The organism is Asaia sp. As-1742, from assembly GCF_011753235.1.
In the GTDB taxonomy this organism is placed as follows: domain Bacteria; phylum Pseudomonadota; class Alphaproteobacteria; order Acetobacterales; family Acetobacteraceae; genus Asaia; species Asaia bogorensis_B.
Genome location: NZ_VWWA01000002.1, coordinates 442,244 through 460,940, shown reverse-complemented (window position 1 = coordinate 460,940; position 18,697 = coordinate 442,244). Strand labels below are relative to the sequence as shown.

Here is an 18,697-nt window from a genome sequence, read left to right as displayed (position 1 = left end):
GTGCCCGCACGCACAAGGCGTGCGCCTTTCCGTTGCTATCGCTCCACCACGCCGCACTGGCGGCGCGGGGCCGTCTATGTAAAGAACACGCAGACCTGCAATAGGAGGTATTTCCTCCCCCGCGATGAGAGGAGCCAACGCCGTCATGACGCAAGCCACGGCCCTGCGTCGCGGATGGACAACCGGAAGCTGCGCTACGGCAGCAGCCAAGGCAGCCTGGTCTCTGCTGCGGCACGATATCTGCCCCGACCCGGTGACGATCAGCCTGCCCGGCGGCAAGGAAGCCTGTTTTGCGCTCAACGGGCATGGGAAAGACGGCCGAACCGCTTGGGCAAGTGTGATCAAGGATGCCGGTGACGACCCGGATGTGACCCATGGTGCCATAATGCGCGTGACGGTAGAGCAAGCCTTTCCGGGCGCGGGTGTCACCTTTCGCGCAGGCGAAGGCGTTGGCACCATCACCCAGCCCGGCCTGCCTCTGCCGCCGGGAGAGCCCGCCATCAACCCGGTGCCCCGACAGATGATCCGCGCAGCACTCCTGCAGGTCACGCCGGAAGGGGCGGATGCCATCGTGACGGTCTCGATTGCCGATGGTGAAATGCTGGCCAGACAGACGCTCAATGCTCGCCTTGGCATCATTGGCGGTCTCTCCGTTCTGGGAACGACCGGCATTGTCATACCCTATTCCTGCTCGGCCTGGATCCATTCGATCCATCGCGGCATCGATGTCGCACGCGCTCTTAGCCTCCCCCATATCGTGGCGAGCACCGGCGCGACCTCGGAAAATGCTGCGCGGTTGCGCTACGGAGTGAGTGAGGCCGCCCTCATCGAGATGGGTGATTTTGCGGGTGGCTTGCTGAAATATCTCCATCGGCATCCGGTACCGCGCCTGACTCTCGCTGGCGGTATTGCGAAGATGACCAAGCTGGCTGAGGGCCATCTCGATCTGCATTCCAGCCGCACCCTGGCCAATCCGGCCGCGCTACGCAGCATCGCCGCACCCTTGGGCTTATCCGCCTCCCGCATGGCACAACTCGACGCAGCCAAGACTATTGCGCAGGGCTATGCCGCCCTCGCTGATGAAAGGCTGGGCAAACTCATTGCCGAAGCGGCCTGCGCCACCGCCCGCAAAACGCTCGATTATCCAGACTGTGAGATCGGGGTGCTGGTGGTGGACAGGCAAGGCCTGATTGTCGGTGCCAGCGAGAGAGCGTGACGCAGGCGCACTTGCCTGAGACCCCGGCACGAACCTGGAAAATTTGGTGACTTCCCGTAACAAAAAGCGATTGACCATTTCGATATCGTCATTTTATCGTAATCAGAAAGAAACTGATTACGGAAAAAGCGATCATGCGTCGATGGAAAGTGATGATACCAGACAACAGACTCCGTTCTGGCGCTTTCCTCATGGTATTCGTATCTCTCGGCTGCAATCCTGCTCTTGTCATGGCTGCGTCTCACGCCGGCCAGAAGGCGGAAAAATCCGTTTCGGCACGCAAGAAGACACCCGTAACGGCCAGAAAGACTGCTGCCTTGGCCGTCCCTGCGCAGAAAGAGTCGATCTCTGTCAGCGGCAAGCGCCTGCGCAGCCATGCTGCCGAAGTCGCGATCTCGCGCAGCGTCATGGATCGTTTCATTCCCGGCACGAACCCGATGCAGGTCCTTTCTCTCACTACACCAGGGGCCAATTTCACGTCGTCCGATGCTTTCGGCCTCGATACCGCCGCCAATACCTTTTACGTGCGCGGCTTCACGCAGACACAGATCGGCGCAACGCTTGACGGCATACCGCTCGGCACGCAGGGCTTTACCAACCAGAACGGGGTATCGATCACCCAGGCCATGATTCAGGATGATCTGGCGGGGATGACCATCTCGCAAGGCGCAGGCTCACTTGATACGTTCTCGGGGCAGCTTTTGGGCGCCGCCATGACGTACACATCCTCCGATCCTGCAGACAAGGCCGACGGTCGGGTGAGTCAGAGCTTTGGCAGTTATAACGCCTTTCGCACCTATGGAAGGGCCGATAGCGGTATCCTCAACCCGAGTGGTACGAAATTCTATGCGTCCTTTGCCCGCACCGAGAGCAAACTCTGGAAGGGCGAAGGCTATCAGCGCGAATTGCAGGCCGATGCCAAACTCGTGCAGCCTGTGGGAGACCACGGCAAGATTACCGGGTTCTTCGGGTTCGGCAATTTCACCCAGGCCAATTATCTGAGCCTGACGAAAAACATGTGGGAGCGTCTCGGGCGCGATACCACCTACCTCAAACCCGATTACGAAAAGGCGAAGCTCTGGGCCTATTATGCCCAGTTCACCGATGATGTGCCGCCCGGCTATGAGGGCGTTCTCTCCAACAGCGAGGTGGGGAATTACGCATGGGATGGCTCCCAGATCCAGCGTAGCTACCTGTCCTCGGTCAACGGTCATTTCGATATCTCTACGCGCCTGCATTCTGACACGGTAGCCTATGGCAATGTGGCCAGCGGCGTTTATGGCGGCACGAATAATTTCGTGACGTCACCAAGCTACGGTGTGCCCATGCTTCTGGCGGATGGTACGGTGAGTGGTGTTCCCATGGCGCTGCAACGGGCCCATGCCGGCATGCAGCGCGTCGGCTTTACGCAGAAGCTTTCCTACGAAGCGCCGCATCATAATCTCGTCGAGGGTGGGCTCTGGTATGAAAACAATCGCTGGATCTACAACGCACGCCTGTACGAGGACACCCCAACCAGCGCCCACAACATGATGTCCGATCTCAGGCAGGGAACAGGGGCCACGTGGTTCGAGGACACTTACAACTCGAACAGTTTCCAGTTCTTCCTGCAGGATCGCTGGACCATCATCAGGGGTATGACGCTTCTGGCGGGTTTCAAATCACTCACCCAGACCACGCATGGCGGCACGAAAAATGACTATACGCAACAACTCAAGGCCGAGGGCTGGAACACGTATTATCGACGCCCTGCCAGTGGCTCCCTGACGGCATCAGGCGCCTTCCTGCCCCATTTCAGCTTCGATTACCATTTCCTCGATCATCATGAGATCTACTGGGATATTGCCGAAAACCTGCGCGCCTATGACTACTACTCGCAGGTCGCTTCCGGCACGGCCTGGGGTGGGCTGGGCAATGCCTCGCAGCCCGCGCAACAGGTGTTTGACGCGAACAAGAAAATCCTCAAGCCCGAGCGAACCTGGAATTACGTCGTGGGCTATCGCTACGACACCAGATTTTTCACCGGCACAGTCGATTACTATCACACAGACTACTATAATCGTCTGGCTTCGATTACCGAAGGGACGTCGAACAACACGCGTAATGCCTATATGAATGTCGGCCGCGAAACCATGGATGGGGTCGATATCCTCGGTGCCATCCGCCCGGTCAAGGGGCTCGAAATCACCAACAGCTTCAGCTGGAACAATGCGCGCTATCAGGGAACGGGCATTAATTACGGCGGTCAGATCTATAGCCTGAAGGGCAAGCGTCAGGTGTATTATCCAGCCTATATGTACAAGGCCAATCTGGCCTACACATGGCGTGCGACACAGTTTAACTTCAACGTGAACTACATCAGCTCACGACCCATGACATTTCTCAATGATCTGAGCATTCCGTCCTACTGGCTCGCCAATCTGACTCTCGCTCATGATTTCGGCCGTATCGGCTTTGCCGAACATTTCAAGGCAAGCTTTGGCGTCACCAACCTCTTTGACAAGAATTACATCGGTGGCGTGTATGGCGCGGCATCGGTGTCGGGCGATAACAACAGCAATCTCTTTGTCGCATCGCCCAGGCAGTTCATCGGGTCGATCGCCGCAGCCTTCTGAGGGGATCAAGCCTAGAGCGTGAGAAGCACTTTCATGGCCTCCTTGCGGTTCGAGGCCAGATCGAATGCCTCTCTCGCTCTCTCGAGCGCGAAGCGGTGCGTGACGAGGGCAGAGAGGTCGGCCCTGCCGCTATCGATGAGTTCGACTGCAAGGGCAAACTCCTCACGGAACCGGAATGACCCCACCCAGTTCAGCTCGCCCGCCACGATACGGCTTTGCGGCAGAGTCACATCATCCCCAAGACCAAGCTGAACGATCGTCCCGCAAGGGCTCATCAGATCAATGCCGTTTCTGAGCGCCTGCTCATTGCCTGAGCACTCGATCATCACATCCACCTGCCCCTTGAGCGCCGCCAGCGCATCAGGCTCTTCCCGCCCGTTGATCACCTCATCTGCGCCAGCCTTGCGCGCTATTGCGAGCGGCTCGGAGAGGATATCGGTCACAATCACCCGCCTCGCACCATTCAGTCGGGCTGCAACCGCCACGAGTGTTCCGATCGGCCCTGCCCCCGTGATCAGTACCTTTTTACCAAGCAGTGCGCCCGCCCGTCTGACAGCGTGGAGCGCAACGGCGAAGGGCTCGGCCAGAGCGAGATCGGCAGGTGATTTGTGATGCCCCCTGACGCATTGAACGGCCTTGCAGACAAGGTCCCGCCTGAAGGCACCATCTACATGCGGGTTGCGCATGGCACTGCCATAAAACCGCATATCGGTGCAGTGATTGGACAGTCCAGCCAGACACATGGCGCAATGGCCGCAGGCCAGACCCGGATTGACGGCCACGACATCACCGATTTCGAGCCCCTGCACATCCGGTGCCTTTTGCGCAATGCGCCCAGCCACTTCATGGCCAAGCACCATCTTGTGCCTGATGCGCACCGCGCCAAAGCCGCCGTGATGATAGTAATGCAGGTCCGAACCGCAGATACCCCCTGCCTCGACCCGCACCATGACTTCACCGTCCTGGAGGGGCTGCGTCTCGAATGTCTCAAGGCGCAGATCATGGGGCGCGTGGATAATGAGAGCCTGGCTCATGGGTCGGAACAACCTTTCGCAATGATTGCCAAAAGAAAGGCTACGACAGGCTGCATGTTCCGCATGCAGGCTCTCACATCGCCGTGTTCTGTCTGCCTTTCACTCAAAGGTAGCAGACACGGTCGCGATGGCTGCAAAGCCGGTCCCTACGGCATAGGCGGGCTGAGACCCGACAAGCGTCTTGCCCCCCAGCCCCTTGATCCGGCTCGCAGCGCTCGGCGTGAAACCTGTGATGGATGACAGATAATGCACATCGCCGATATTCATCAGGCTGAGCATCGCCTTGGGTCTTACATGCCCGAAGCGGGGCAGATAACGGCCGATCGAGGCATCGGCCGTGAAATAGGACGGGATGCCCTGATCGTTCATGAGGGTTGAATACTGGGAGTCGGAGTAACGGAAATTGAAATTGCCGAATGTCGTGCCGTCATCGAAGGTCAGTCCGAGCGCCCCGAGAAATTTGGGAGAAGCCACCTCCTGCTTCCCCTTGGTGGGCAGAATGTCGCCCATATAGGCGATATTATTGCCGATACGGGTGTGCATGTACTGGCCCGAGGCATAGGCGCTGAAATGATGCCAGGGACGGGTCGAAAGCTCAGCCTGCACGCCCTGCGCTGATTCACCCCCGGCATCGATAGGTTGCGAGGTGAGAATGCTGGTCCCAGGAATATAGGAGACAGAACTGATCTGGTGATGGGTGAGATTGTAGTTGAAGCCCGCCACACTCAGCATGACCGGCCCATAATGCCGGAAGCCAATTTCCTCGCCAATCATGTATTCGGGTGTGAAATTTGCCAGAGGCTGCGTGACAGCTACGGGCGTCGTGAAGGTATAGACCGGCACCTGCGCCTGAAACGATGAGGGGGCGCGATAACCTGTGGTGCCGTTCACATAGATCTGGTTGTCGGGGTCGATCTGATAGCTGATGAGCACCTGCGGCGTAGGGATGAACATGTTCTTGATCGATTTGTACGGGGTCGATCCGGGTAGATCTTCAGTGAACTGGCGCGAGATCATATTGGCGCGTAAACCCGCATCAATGGTCAGGCGATCATGAAACAGCTTGATCTGATCCTCGATACCGAGCGCGTTGAGCTGCTGGAAGCCGTTGATGTCATACTGGGTGACCGCTTTTCCACCTACAGTCAGGTAGCCGTTATTCTGCGTGTACTGCCCCATGGCATTCACCGGATAATGGTTCTGAAACTCGGTATGAACGGCATAGGAATACCAGTAGGAGAATTTCAGCGTATTGATGCCACGGTGCCAGGCAGCGATCATGTTCAGCCCGCTTGAGGTCTGCACCCAGGGGTGAATACTGATGGCCGTGATCGTGCCGGATTGCGGCGTATAGCCATCCAGAACAGCATATTTTTCGGTACCCCGATACCCGTTCGTCACAGGGATATTGGCGCCATAATTGTTAGGGCCATAAGTCTCAACGGCGTAGGGCTGGGCATCGAGCGACCAACCGCTCCCCAGATCGAAATGATTCTTGATGGTGCCGACCACGGCATTGGTGGCCTTGGTATTCAGCTTGTAATACAGCGTGTCTCCCGGTGTATACTGGCCATGCGTATTATAGCCCGTACCATATTGATGCCATTGCGCGAGATTGGGATAGACCCACTCCGTCTGGTTCGCATAATTATATCCAAAAATGACCTCGGAGCTGCTTTTGGGCGTCCAGTGTTTCAAAAGCGCTGCGTCCAGATGCCAGCGATAGAGGCTTCCGGGGCCACGCCACAGATTGCCGCTGGAATATGAGCCGGAAACGAAACCAGTCACACCGCTATGGCCCAGCTCGCCCGTATCGACGCGTACAAATTCCTTGTTGGTGCTGTGCGTTCCACCTGAGCCTTCGGCGTATAGAGCGAAATGGTCCGAGGGATGACGCAGGCTCATGGTCATCTGGGCGCCATCGGCATTATAGGTTGGCGCCGTAAGGTCCGATGATCCCTGGCTGACCGAGACATTCGCCAGATCCTCGTTATCCACCATCGCCGATGTGTAAGCGCTATAGGTGAAGGGATCAGCCAATGGCATGCCTTCATAGATCATGCCGATCTGGGTCTGGTCGAGACCACGGATATGAACTGTCTCCGAGCTCGTGCTGAGCGGTCCCTCGTTATTTCCCTGTACGCCCGGCAGGCTGGAGACCAGCACGCCCGGATTGACCAGCGGCGATTGCCTCGCGATATATTCCTGCGTCACCGTACTGATCGAACGCGCAACGGTCTGCCGCGCCATCAAGCCGCCCCCCAGAACGGCACGGCGCCCTGAGACACTGACGTTTTCATCCTGGCCCTTTACCGGCTCATGCCGTTTGGCCCGGCTTGCCGCAGGCCGTGTGCCTGAACTGACAGGCATGCCCTTATGCGGCGAGTGGGGGGCATGATGCACAGCCCAGGCGGGTCGCGGCGGAAGCAGTGCCACAAGAGCGCCAGACGCGAGCAGAGAAGCCATTTTGCAGGAAATAGGACGCGACATAACCCGGTTCCGATACTGTGACGGCATGCGTGTCGTTACGCTTGCGATATCGGGCGGCACTTTGTGCGAGGGGTTCCCGCGTATCAAACTATAGTTTGATGACTATTTTTGGTCTGATTTGTTAATATTTCAGCGACGTGAATTTCTACTGACAATAGCGAGAAATCATCGCATCTCCAGTCTTGTGACCCACGGTACGGTCAGAGTTGCGCCGCTGATCATGAAGACCGGCTGAAGCAAGGCCGGCAGCCTGCGCGAACGCCGGCCAGCCGGGAAATGCTGGGTCAGTTGCAGGTGTGCAGAACCGATTTTGCGCTCGTCACCTGATAGGAGGTGGCCGTCGGATCATTGGCGCATGCCGCATGATCGATCCCGTTACAGGAAGTGAGAGCGAGTGCGCCCACCAGAAATGCCATCAATTTGCCCATGCTCGGTCCATCCGTTGTTACAGTTCATCAACGCACCACCCTGCACAGAGTGTCAATCGGGGTCAGCCGGGATCCGCATCACGCCTTGGGGATGGCGGGACTGATACGTTGAGAGAACATGCAGACCCGCCCCCGAAACACCTTCAGCGGGCGAAAGTCCCTCGAAGAATCGACGAGGGCACAAGGGCTGAACAGGTCAGCCTGCCCCCCGAGCCGAAACCGGGCGCCCCTGTGATGCCGGGCGATGAAAGCGGCAAGCCGCGCAAGCTGCGCATGGCAAGAAAGGCAAAGCACTCGGCCTCGACCATATCGCCGTTCCACCCCAGCGCTTCTACTGCCGCGACCGTGCCCGGCAAAGCCTGGCCGAGCGCCTGCATGATCGACGGATTGTGACGCCCGCCCCCGCACACAAACCAGCCACGCGGCACCTCCGGCAGGGCGCTTTGAGCGATACTACGAACCGTGAAGGCCACAAGGGTCGCCGCGCCATCCTCTGCCCCCAGGCCCGACACGCGCTCCAGCGCCATCGCAAAAGCCTGCCGATCCAGCGATTTGGGCAGGGGCCGTGCGAAAAAAGGATCGGCCATCAGACTGGCCAGAATAGCCTGATCGACCTGCCCCGCACGCGACAGAGCGCCATCCCGGTCGCACGCCACGCCTGTATGGCGCAGGGCCCAGTCATCGAGCAGCGCGTTCCCCGGGCCAGTGTCACCTGCCAGAATGGCCCCATCCGCCCCGACGAAGGTGACATTGGCCACGCCGCCGATATTCAGGATCGCCACCGGCCCCTGCATATTGCCTAGGCAGGCAGCATGATACCAAGGCGCCAAAGGGGCACCCTGCCCGCCTGCCGCCACATCGGCCGAACGAAAATCATGGATAACCGGCAGCCCGGTCAGATGGGACAGACGAGAGGCATCACCCATCTGCCATGTCCGCCCCCGTTCCGGCGCGTGATACAGTGTCTGGCCATGAAACCCGACAAGATCGGCCGTGCCTTCCTGCTTCAGCACCTGCTGCACGGCCCGCACATGGGCATCGGTCAGTTCGCGTTCGACCGCCCCGAATTCTTTCGGCAGGGCGTCGAGCGTCTCACCGGCAAAGGCGGATGCCCGGCCGAACAGGGCATAAACACGCTCACGCAATGAGGCCTCATAGGGCACACTAACCGCAGCGCCGCGATACCGTACGCTCACGCCATCCGTCTCGATCAGGGCGGCATCCACCCCATCGAGCGATGTACCGCTCATCAGACCGATCACGCGCAGAAATCTGCCCGTGCCTTCATATCTGCCGTCATGCCCCGTTGGGGGCCCGTCATCCTGTCGGGACGAGATCATGAGCCGGTCTCTGTCTTGCGGCCCAGTATGGCATGCAGATCACCCCCATGCGTCCTCAGGGCGAGTTCGGCCTCCTCGAGCGTCATGCCGTGACGGAGCAGCACAGCGCGTTTGACGTTGCCATCGGCCTGTTTCAGCGCATTCCCGATCTCCGCGTCGGTTCCCCCGGCAATGCGACGCACCATGCCGATCGCACGCCGCGCCAGCTTGGCGTTGGTGACACGCATATCCACCATCAGCCCCTGATAGACATGCCCGAGACGGATCATGAGCGTGGTTGAGAGCAGGTTGAGCGCTGCTTTCTGCGCCGTCCCTGCCTTGAGCCGTGTCGAGCCTGCGACCGCTTCGGCTCCTGTTGGCAGTGCAATGCCAAGCTCGGCCTCACGCAGCAGGCGACCCTCTGCCACGCAACTTATGCCAATGGTAAGCGCGCCCTTGCTGCGCGCGAAACCGAGCGCCGCGCAGCTGTAAGGCGTGTTGCCGCTCGCCGCGATACCGAACACTACATCATCGGGCCCTACATGATTGGCGTCCATCTCCGCACAGGCCGCCTGCTCATCATCTTCGGCACCCTCGGCAGCCTGCGATACGGCGGCACTGCCTCCAGCCAGCAGCATCACCAGCTTCTCCGGCGGCCAACCATAGGTGGGGGTCAGTTCCACCCCGTCCTGCATACCCACCCGGCCCGCCGTGCCGGCACCGACATAAAAGAGCCTTCCTCCCCGCCGTAAACGCGGCAGGGCCGCCTCAACGACCGCTTCAAGCGATGGAACAGCCGCCCGGACAAGCGCCGTGGCCGCCATCTGCGCTTCAGCCAGCGCATCGAGGATCGTTGCCGTTGGCCAAAGCTCGATCGTTGCGTAGCGCGGGTCCTGCTGCTCCGTCTGGAGTTTCTCCACAGCGTGCTTCTGCGGAAGGATATCTGACGGTGTTTCAGTCACGTTGGGGCTCCTGACTGGCAGCTTCTGGGCGAGCGGCGCGCTGTCCCGCCAAAGCGCGATACAGCCCCGCGGCACCAAGGTGAAACAGGATGCCCAGTGGCACAAGCCATGAAAAGGCAATCGCGACACCACGCAACTGGCCAACGATCAGTACCAGCGCCATGCAAGCAAGGGATGCGACATATCCTGCCATAACCGCCCGAGCCCCGAGGCCGGGCAAAAACAGCGCGCAAAGAAACGCTCCCAGTGTCGGCCCATAGGACCACCCGGCGATGGTAAGCCCCAGAACAACCGCCGATTTGCTTCCCATCGTGAACAGGGCCGCCCCGACAAGCAGCACAGCCCCCCATAAAAGGGTCATGAAGCGTGGCGCAGAGAGCGGGCCGGGCCGATAGCCGATATGGTGCATCGCCTGTTCGATCCAGCGACGGGGCCTCGGACCGAAATCAGTCAGGCTTGCCCCGGCCATCGCGTTGAGTGTGGAAGAGAGCGACCCCATCGTGGCGCTCAGCACCCCGGCGATAAGCAGACCGGCAATCCCGGCGGGTAACGCTTCAATCATGAAATGAGGAAAAAGCGCGTCGGAGGACATCATATGATCCACAGCAAGGCTGCGCCCTGCGCGGGCAACCCAGAGCTGAACCCCGAGAAGGGAGAGAAGCCCGAACAGGGCCGCCACCACAACAGCGCTGCCAATCAGGGCCATGCGGGCTTCCCGCAATGAACGCGCTGCCAGAATACGCTGCACCATGAGCTGGTCCGTGCCGTGAGAAGCAATGGAAAGCACAGCCCCGCCAAAAAGGGAGGCGGCGAGGGTGAAGGGGTCACCGAGCCAGTTCTGTGCGGTCAGGGGATGAAAGACCGCGAGCTTGCCTGACTGAACGGCCATGGACCAGCCCTGCCCTGCTACACCATGCCCTGCCATGCCGAGCCAGACATACACCACGCAGAACACGGCTCCGAAACCGTAGATGCCAAGCTGGATCGCGTCTGACCACACAACCGCACGAAGCCCGCCAAGAATTGTGTAGAACAACGTGAAAACCAGAATGGCGGACAGGACGCTCCAGCGGCCCACAGGCAACCCGCTTTGCGTGAACAGCCAGACGATGGGCAAAGCCCCGGCAAGCAGGCGGATACTCTCGGCCATGAAACGCGTGACCAGAAATGCACCGGACGCCAGACGCTGCATGGGGGCCCCGTAACGGGCACCCAGCACGGTGTAGGCGCTCGTCATCGAGCCCTCGACATAACGCGGCAGAAACCACAGGGCGACCAGGCCACGCCCGATGAAATATCCCCCGGCGATACCGAGAAAAACCATCCCCTGCGTATAGCCGATACCCGGGATGCTGATGAATGTCAGGGTCGATGTCTCGGTCGCCACAAGGGAGAGACACAGGGACCACCAGGGCAGGTCATGATGCGCGGAGAGAAAATCCCGCGACGACCCTGCAGAGCGGCGGCTGACACGCCAGACCAGGAAACAAAGCCCTGCGAAATAGAGCAGGATGACAAGACGATCGAGCGGATGCATGGCGTCGGACCCGGCAGAAAGGCGAATAAATGCCCATGATGGCGAAGAACACCATCATGGCAAGCACGCGGCCTGAGCTTTGTGCCAGTTCAGCCTGTCCGGCCCTGCATCCCGTGGCCCGGGGCGGGTTATTTCTCGATACGGTGGATCATGTCATCGAGCTTGTCCGTCTCGATGGTTCGATGCCGGAACGAGTCGCTTTGCGGGTTGGTAATCTCGATGGTCGGTTTTTCCTCCGCGCTGAGCGTTGCATGACGGGCGGCAAATTCCAGCACATGCCCGCTTATCTGGCGTTCATCGTCGAGAAAATGGAAATGAAAGCCGGGAACAGAAATGCGACCGAACAGGGCGGGCGTCCAGAAACCGATCAATCGGCCCCTTATCCCCTCGAACCTGTCGATTTTCTGGCTCGCGGCAACAGCCTCAACATCGCGATGCTGATCGCTCTCGCCTGCGGCGCGCTGGGGGCGACGAAGCACGAGATGGTCGAACAGCCCCGTCACGCTGACCGCCATAAAGATATTATCGGGCGCGATCAGGGTGCACAGCCTGTCATAGGCCGTCTCATGGGTGATGTTCTCGACCTCGGCCTGAAACTGAGGCCGAAACGCCGTGACCTGCACGAAAGGGACTGCGTCGCGTTGCGGCAGCTCATGCAAGGGCTCACCCGCCGTTGCTTCATAAACACGGCCATCGCAGATCGTGAGTTCGCCATTGAGCCCGGCAGAGCAACCGAGACCGAACCCGGTCTCGTGGCAGGCGCATAGCGATGCGATTTTCTGCTCGGCCTGCAGATGTCCGGCCATCAGGGCCCCGATGGTCGAAAACTGGGTAATACGGCTCACGACGGTTGCTCTCCTTCCATTCGTCAGCGCCACTTCGCAGCGCTATTCTGTCAGACCTAACGCGTGAATCAGGGAATGGTCTGAACCGAGAGGGGGAACGGGTTGAACACCGACCAGCCGGTTCGCTGCACCAGACGCTCAAGCGCGAGCGTTCCCAGCAGGGAATTTCCCTGGCTGTTCAGCCCTGGCGACCACACCGCGACCGAAGCCAGCCCGGGCGCAATGGCCAGAATACCGCCGCCCACGCCGGATTTGCCCGGCAACCCCACCCGGATGGCAAAGGCACCAGACCCGTCATAATGGCCGCACATCATCATAAGGGCCATGGTGGTACGGGCATCGGGCACAGAGGTGATCATCCGGCCGGAGCGCAGATCCACCCCGCCCGTCATGAGATAACAACCGATTTCAGCCAGTTGACGGCAGGACATGGTAAGGGCGCATTGGTGGAAATACAGATCGAGCGTGTCCTCGATCGGATTTCTGATATTGCCGAAAGTACGCATGTAATTGGCGAGGGCGGCATTGCGAAACCCCGTATCGCGCTCCTGGCGGGCCATGTTCTCGTCAATATGCAGCCCCTCTGGCGCGCCGGACTGCGAAAGCGCAAAATCGAGCAACGCCTGACGCGCACCCAGACGCCCCAGCCGGGAGACCAGAATATCGGAAATGACGATGGCCCCGGCATTGATGAACGGATTGCGGGGAATACCGTGCTCGCTCTCCAGCTGGACAATCGAGTTGAAGGCACTTCCCGAAGGCTCCTGACGCACGCGGCTCCAGAGTTCGCTTCCCTCCAGCGTGAGGGCGAGGGTCAGGCCGAATACCTTGGAGAGACTCTGGATCGAGAAGGCTTCATCCGCATCGCCCGCCACATGAGCGGTGCCCCCTGCGTCAATGACCGCGATACCGAATTTGGCAGGATCGACGCAGGCAAGCGGCGGGATGTAATCTGCCACATGGCCACGCTCGGTAATCATCTGCATGTCACGCGCGATTTCGGCAACGATGCTGTCGAGATCGGCCATGTCCTGTCCTTCCTGCCTTTTCCTGTTCCGTCGTGGGGCCCACCTTCGTCACGAGACATCGGCCCTTCATCACCCGGTCCAAACAGCCGGCTGAGGCCAGAGACATGACATGCACGAGGGCGGCGCACAATGCCGGATCAGGCGGGTCGCGGTCAGGCACCGTGACGTGATGACAGGACGGCTATGGCCCTATGACACCGCCTCTTTTCTGACTGTGCCGTATGGGCGCCACGGTTGAGCTTGCCCGCCTAATCTGCGATGAGAAATCCATGAATGGCGGCAAGACACGATCGGGTAAGGATGCAGGCGGGAAGGCGGATGTAAAGCCGGGCGAGAAGGCGTTTGCCTTGCCGGGTCTGCCTGATAGCGGCGCAGGTGACATGACCCTGCCCGATATCGACACGCAGTCCGAAGGCTTTCGTCTCAATCGGGCGGCGCGGCGCAATGCCTTGATAGAAGACTATGTGGAACTCATTGCCGATCTTCTGGCTGAAGGCCATGAGGCGCGGCAGGTGGATATCGCAACCCGCCTGGGGGTTTCACAGCCAACAGTCGCCAAGATGCTCACCCGCCTTGCCAATGAGGGCTACGTGCATCGCCGCCCCTATCGCGGCGTGTTCCTGACCGAAATGGGGCAGGATATCGCCAATCAGGCCAAGAACCGTCACCAGATTGTCGAGAATTTCCTCCGTGCTCTGGGTATCAGCGAAGAAACGGTGCGGGTCGATGCCGAGGGGATCGAGCATTATGTCAGTGACGAGACCCTGGCCGCTTTCCACAAGGCGCTGGAAGCAGGCCTGACCGCCTTCATGACGCCATCCCCCCGGCCCTGACCACGCTTTCTGGCAACCCTGCAATGGGAACGCGGTAGCGCCAGCGCTCCTGTCATCGCACGCGTGTCTTCACCGCCCGCGGCAGCCTTGGGCGGCAGATCGGCTGAACGAACATTCTCCCCCTTCTGCAGTCCGCGCGTCGCTCGCAGTGCAACCGCCCTGACACGGTAGAGAAACCCTGCCTCTCGTCTGGGGAATATAGTGAACTGACAACGTCCCCTACCGGACGAGATCGCTTCGCTCGCCGCGTATCCCGTCTATTCTGCCTGTCTCCTCCCAATGACGAAGCTGCGTGATCGGTCCAGACGTTGCCGCTCGCAGTCTCATCGACCCGCGAGGAAATACCCGGTCAACTTCGCGCCATCAGGACCGTTAGCATCCACAAAACCGTTCACTCGTGAATATAGTATATTGCATATTTCTAAGCCTTGGGTTTGAGTAACGCATCATGTCCTCTCTTCCACCTGCTCGCGGGACGCATCCCGACCCGGCTCCTCCCGGGCCCAAAGCCCGGCGGTTCGTCCGCGCATTGGGCAGTGAGGGACAAAGCCTGCCTGAGGTTTTCTCATCCGTGCGTCTTGCGCCGGAAGGGTCGGGCTGGATACGTCGTTTCCTCTCCTTCGTCGGTCCGGGCTACATGGTGGCTGTGGGCTATATGGACCCTGGCAACTGGGCGACCGATCTGCAGGGTGGCGCGCAATTCGGCTACACGCTGCTTTCGGTCATCATGATCTCCAACCTGATGGCCATTCTCCTTCAGGCCCTTGCAGCGCGTCTGGGCATCGTCACCGGACGCGACCTGGCGCAGGCCTGTCGTGACCATTTTCCGCCCGCTCTCAATCTCGTGCTCTGGCTCACCTGCGAGCTTGCGATCATTGCCTGCGATCTGGCCGAGGTAATCGGCACAGCCGTAGCCCTGCAACTCCTGTTCCATATTCCGCTACTGGCAGGCGCGCTGATTTCTGCCTTTGACGCGCTGATCGTCCTGTTTCTGATGAATCGGGGCTTTCGCTATCTCGAAGCCTTCATCATCGCGCTTTTAAGCATCATCGCCCTGTGTTTTACAGCGCAGATCGTGGCGGCAGCCCCCCCTGTGGCCGAAGTGCTAGCCGGTTTCATCCCACGGGCTGAAATCGTCACGCATCCCGCCATGCTTTATATCGCGATCGGTATCATCGGCGCGACGGTCATGCCGCATAATCTCTATCTGCACTCATCCATCGTGCAGACCCGTGATTACCCGCGTACCGAGACCGGGCGGCGTGAGGCCCTGCGATGGGCAACACTCGACAGCACAGTGGCGCTCATGCTGGCGCTTTTCATCAATGCCGCCATTCTGATCGTTTCGGCCGCCGCTTTTCATAATACCGGCCATCAGGACGTGGCGGAAATCGAGGACGCCTATCGCCTGCTTTCACCCATTCTGGGCATGGGTATGGCCTCGACCCTGTTTGCGGTCGCGCTTCTCGCTGCGGGCACCAACTCTACGGTGACCGGCACACTCGCCGGGCAGATCGTGATGGAGGGGTTTCTCCATCTTGGCCTGCCCCATTGGGCCCGGCGCCTCGTCACACGCGGCCTCGCCATTCTGCCCGTCGTGGTGGTCACGGCACTCTATGGCAATCATGGCGTGGGCACGTTGCTGATTTTCAGCCAGGTCGTCCTGTCGCTGCAGCTACCCTTTGCGGTCATCCCGCTCGTGATGTTCGTTTCTGACAAGCGCAAGATGGGTCAATTCACGATTGGCATACCCATGAAGCTGCTCTCCTGGGGCGTCGCTGGCGTGATCCTGCTGCTCAACTTCAAGCTGCTCTACGATACGCTCATGAGCTGAGTCCGGCACTTTCCGCAGCGTCATGGCGCAGCCTGCAACGCAGCGAGCCATGACGCCTCGGCAATCCCGCGTCTTACCGCCTCCATTCGTCTATTGGCCTCTCAACCCTGCTCAGGACCCTTTCATGCCTCGTCTCGATTTTGAAGTTAGCAAATGCTATAATAGTGAGTATATGGGATTTAGTAGAGCACTCACTCATAATGCAGGCTTTTTTCGCCGCCCTGCGTTCTGGGTTGGCCTGCCGACGGCCCTCCTTCTTATGTCGGGTACAACCCTTGCCGATCCCGTGCGAAAATCCCCATTGGCATCACCGCCGGAACCGCCTGCGCATCGGGATCGCCCGGCACCGTCTGCCACGCATGCAGGCCGCCAATCTGTTGCGACGTCAAAGGACAGGGCAAAGCCGTCGAAAGCAGGCAGCGAGCCTGCCGTGGCAAGTGCCGCCCCTCCCCCGCATCGGGAGGAAATTACTGTCACTGCCCATATGGATCAGGCCCGTGGCCGTCTCGCACCGGGGTTGGGGGCGGTTTCCTATGGCATCGACCAGCGGCAGATACAGGTCACTCCGGGAGGTGAAAACGCCGCATTCAGCCAGATCCTGCTCCGGCTCCCCGGTGTCGTGATGGACAGCTATGGCGAGGTGCATGTGCGTGGCGAGCATGGCGGCCTCACCTATCGCGTGAACGGCGTTCTGTTGCCTGAGGGGCTGAACGGCTTCGGGCAGGAACTCGATAGTCGTATCATCCAGTCGGTGGACCTGCTGACAGGCACGCTACCCGCCCAGTTCGGTTTTCGCACGTCGGGCGTCATCGACGTCAAGACCAAGAGTGGCGCAACGCTGAGGGAGAACCAGGTCTCACTCTATGGCGGGAGCTACAACACGTTCATTCCGTCGCTGCAACTGGGAGGATCGAAGGGCCGGTGGGACTACTTCGTGACGGCCTCCTACAACCGGAACGACATCGGCATTGAAAACCCGACGAACAGCTTTCGCGCCACGCATGACACGACCCAGCAGGGCAAGGCCTTCGGTTATGCCGCCTATCAGATTGACGATGAAAGCCGGCTGAGTTTCCTGACCAGCGCTTCCTACGCCGATTTCGAGCTACCCAACACAACCGCCCTGCCCATCCTCTATCAGTCCTCCACCATTGCGCCCGATGATCCGGACATCCAGTCGCGTCTGTTGCGCGACGGCCAAAGCGAGCAGAACTACTATGCCGTGATGTCCTATCAGCGCAGCACAGAGAAATCGAACCTGCAGATCTCGCCCTATTTCCGCTACGGACGCATCGGCTATCGCAATGACCCGAACAGGGATCTCGCTTTTTCAGGCATATCGCAGCACGAAGTGAACGATTTCACCACGGGCGGTCTGCAAATCGACAATTCCTACGATATTGCCCCCCATCACGTGCTGCGCTTTGGCCTGCTCGCGCAATATACCTCAGAAAAGCTCGATACCGACACGCTGGCCTTTCCTGTTGATGAGACCGGTGCCCAAAGCACGATCGACCCGAGGCGCATCATCGATCATAGCGGAAACTGGGCCGTCGAGGCCGGGGCCTATATCCAGGATGAATTTCATATCACGCCGCGCCTGACGTTCAATTACGGGTTGCGTTATGACCGCTTTGCCTCGTCTTTCAATAGCGAGGGACAGGTCAGCCCGCGTGCCAATATGGTCTGGAAAGCCAGCCCCTCGACCACGGTACATTTCGGCTATTCCCGTTACTTCGCGCCGCCCTCGCCGCAATACATATCGGATGCGACGCTTCAGAAATTCGCGGGCACGACCAATGCGCCCGATACGATGCTGAACACACCCACACGGGTCGAGAAATCGCATTACGTTGATGTCGGCATTCTTCAGCATGTCACGCGCGACTATCAGATCACGATCGATGCTTTTGGCAAATGGGCACATGACCAGGGCGATCTGGGGCAGTTCGGGCGCGCGGTCATTCTTGCACCGTTCAGTTATCGCCGCGGCCGCGTTTACGGGGCGGAAATCGGCAATTCATGGCGTCACAGAGGTTGGTCGGTCTATGGCAATTTCTCCTTCGTCAAGACCTGGGCGAAGGACATCAATTCGGCGCAGTATCAGTTCGAGGCAGCAGAACTGGCCTATATCCAGCGTCACGGCATACAGCTCGATCATCAGGGGGAGTTCACCTCTTCAGCCGGGGTTTCCTATGCCAACAGGCATGATATGGCCTATCTCGATTTCCTGTATGGCTACGGCCTGCGCAGCGGCTTTGCCAATCTTGAGAAGCAGCCAGCCTACGCCATTTTCAACATTGGCTACGCCCATACCTTCACGAAGGTGCCGGTTGGACATTCCCTCAAGGTCAGGGCCGATGTGGTCAATCTGTTCGACCATCGTTACCAGCTCCGTGACGGCAGCGGCGTGGGTGTAACCCAGGCCCAGTACGGCCAGCGGCGGGGCATGTTCTTCTCCATGGTCAGCAGTTTCTGAACTGATCAGCAACGCCGGGACTGCAGCGTGAGGGCTATCCTGCACCCCCTCACGCAGAAATGAGACCGCGATTTCGA

General features: G+C 59.5%; 13 protein-coding genes. 5 read left to right on the top strand and 8 right to left on the bottom strand.

Annotated features, from left to right (window positions below):
- Positions 1–145 precede the first annotated feature (145 nt).
- Together F3J08_RS04730 and F3J08_RS04725 are read left to right on the top strand one after the other, a co-directional pair.
- Positions 146–1,216 carry a cobalt-precorrin-5B (C(1))-methyltransferase gene (locus tag F3J08_RS04730; protein WP_166928613.1) on the top strand — a complete coding sequence of 357 codons (1,071 nt, stop codon included), beginning with the start codon at positions 146–148 and terminating at the stop codon, positions 1,214–1,216.
- Between the two features lie 191 nt (positions 1,217–1,407).
- Positions 1,408–3,831 carry a TonB-dependent receptor domain-containing protein gene (locus F3J08_RS04725; protein ID WP_166928612.1) on the top strand — a complete coding sequence of 808 codons (2,424 nt, stop codon included), beginning with the start codon at positions 1,408–1,410 and terminating at the stop codon, positions 3,829–3,831.
- Positions 3,832–3,842: 11 nt separating this feature from the next.
- Here the strand turns inward: F3J08_RS04725 and F3J08_RS04720 are convergent, their stop codons facing one another.
- The 8 genes from F3J08_RS04720 to F3J08_RS04685 form a co-directional block, all read right to left on the bottom strand.
- Entirely contained in the window at positions 3,843–4,865 is a 1,023-nt protein-coding gene (locus F3J08_RS04720) for an L-idonate 5-dehydrogenase (RefSeq protein WP_166928611.1), read from the bottom strand.
- A 99-nt stretch (positions 4,866–4,964) separates the two neighbouring features.
- Positions 4,965–7,331, bottom strand: a complete 2,367-nt coding sequence (locus F3J08_RS04715) for a TonB-dependent receptor (protein ID WP_240149132.1) — start codon at positions 7,329–7,331, stop codon at positions 4,965–4,967.
- A gap of 308 nt (positions 7,332–7,639) precedes the next feature.
- On the bottom strand, positions 7,640–7,783 hold the full coding sequence (locus tag F3J08_RS04710; RefSeq protein WP_023979983.1) for a hypothetical protein: 144 nt from the start codon (positions 7,781–7,783) through the stop codon (positions 7,640–7,642).
- Between the two features lie 143 nt (positions 7,784–7,926).
- A complete protein-coding gene (locus tag F3J08_RS04705; protein ID WP_166928609.1) occupies positions 7,927–9,123 on the bottom strand; it encodes an anhydro-N-acetylmuramic acid kinase in 1,197 nt (398 codons plus the stop codon).
- A complete protein-coding gene (locus F3J08_RS04700; protein ID WP_285532280.1) occupies positions 9,120–10,064 on the bottom strand; it encodes an N-acetylmuramic acid 6-phosphate etherase in 945 nt (314 codons plus the stop codon). Before F3J08_RS04700 ends, F3J08_RS04705 begins: the two co-directional genes overlap by 4 nt.
- On the bottom strand, positions 10,057–11,601 hold the full coding sequence (locus F3J08_RS04695) for a sodium:solute symporter (protein WP_166928608.1): 1,545 nt from the start codon (positions 11,599–11,601) through the stop codon (positions 10,057–10,059). Before F3J08_RS04695 ends, F3J08_RS04700 begins: the two co-directional genes overlap by 8 nt.
- A 128-nt stretch (positions 11,602–11,729) precedes the next feature.
- Entirely contained in the window at positions 11,730–12,446 is a 717-nt protein-coding gene (locus F3J08_RS04690) for an acetolactate decarboxylase (protein WP_166928607.1), read from the bottom strand.
- A 68-nt stretch (positions 12,447–12,514) separates the two neighbouring features.
- A complete protein-coding gene (locus F3J08_RS04685) occupies positions 12,515–13,474 on the bottom strand; it encodes a glutaminase (protein ID WP_122040143.1) in 960 nt (319 codons plus the stop codon).
- Positions 13,475–13,854: 380 nt separating this feature from the next.
- On the opposite strand from F3J08_RS04685, the gene mntR reads away from it, so the two are divergent.
- The 3 genes from mntR (at position 13,855) to F3J08_RS04670 (ending at position 18,620) form a co-directional block, all read left to right on the top strand.
- The gene (gene mntR / locus F3J08_RS04680; RefSeq protein ID WP_166928684.1) at positions 13,855–14,307 is read left to right on the top strand and encodes a manganese-binding transcriptional regulator MntR; all 453 of its coding nucleotides are present in this window, start codon (positions 13,855–13,857) and stop codon (positions 14,305–14,307) included.
- 448 nt (positions 14,308–14,755) lie between these two features.
- Complete coding sequence (locus F3J08_RS04675) at positions 14,756–16,141, top strand: Nramp family divalent metal transporter (RefSeq protein ID WP_166928606.1); 1,386 nt, start codon at positions 14,756–14,758, stop codon at positions 16,139–16,141.
- Between the two features lie 484 nt (positions 16,142–16,625).
- Positions 16,626–18,620 (top strand): TonB-dependent receptor, encoded by a 1,995-nt coding sequence (locus F3J08_RS04670; RefSeq protein WP_240149150.1) that lies wholly within the window; start codon positions 16,626–16,628, stop codon positions 18,618–18,620.
- The last annotated feature ends 77 nt before the right edge of the window (positions 18,621–18,697 follow it).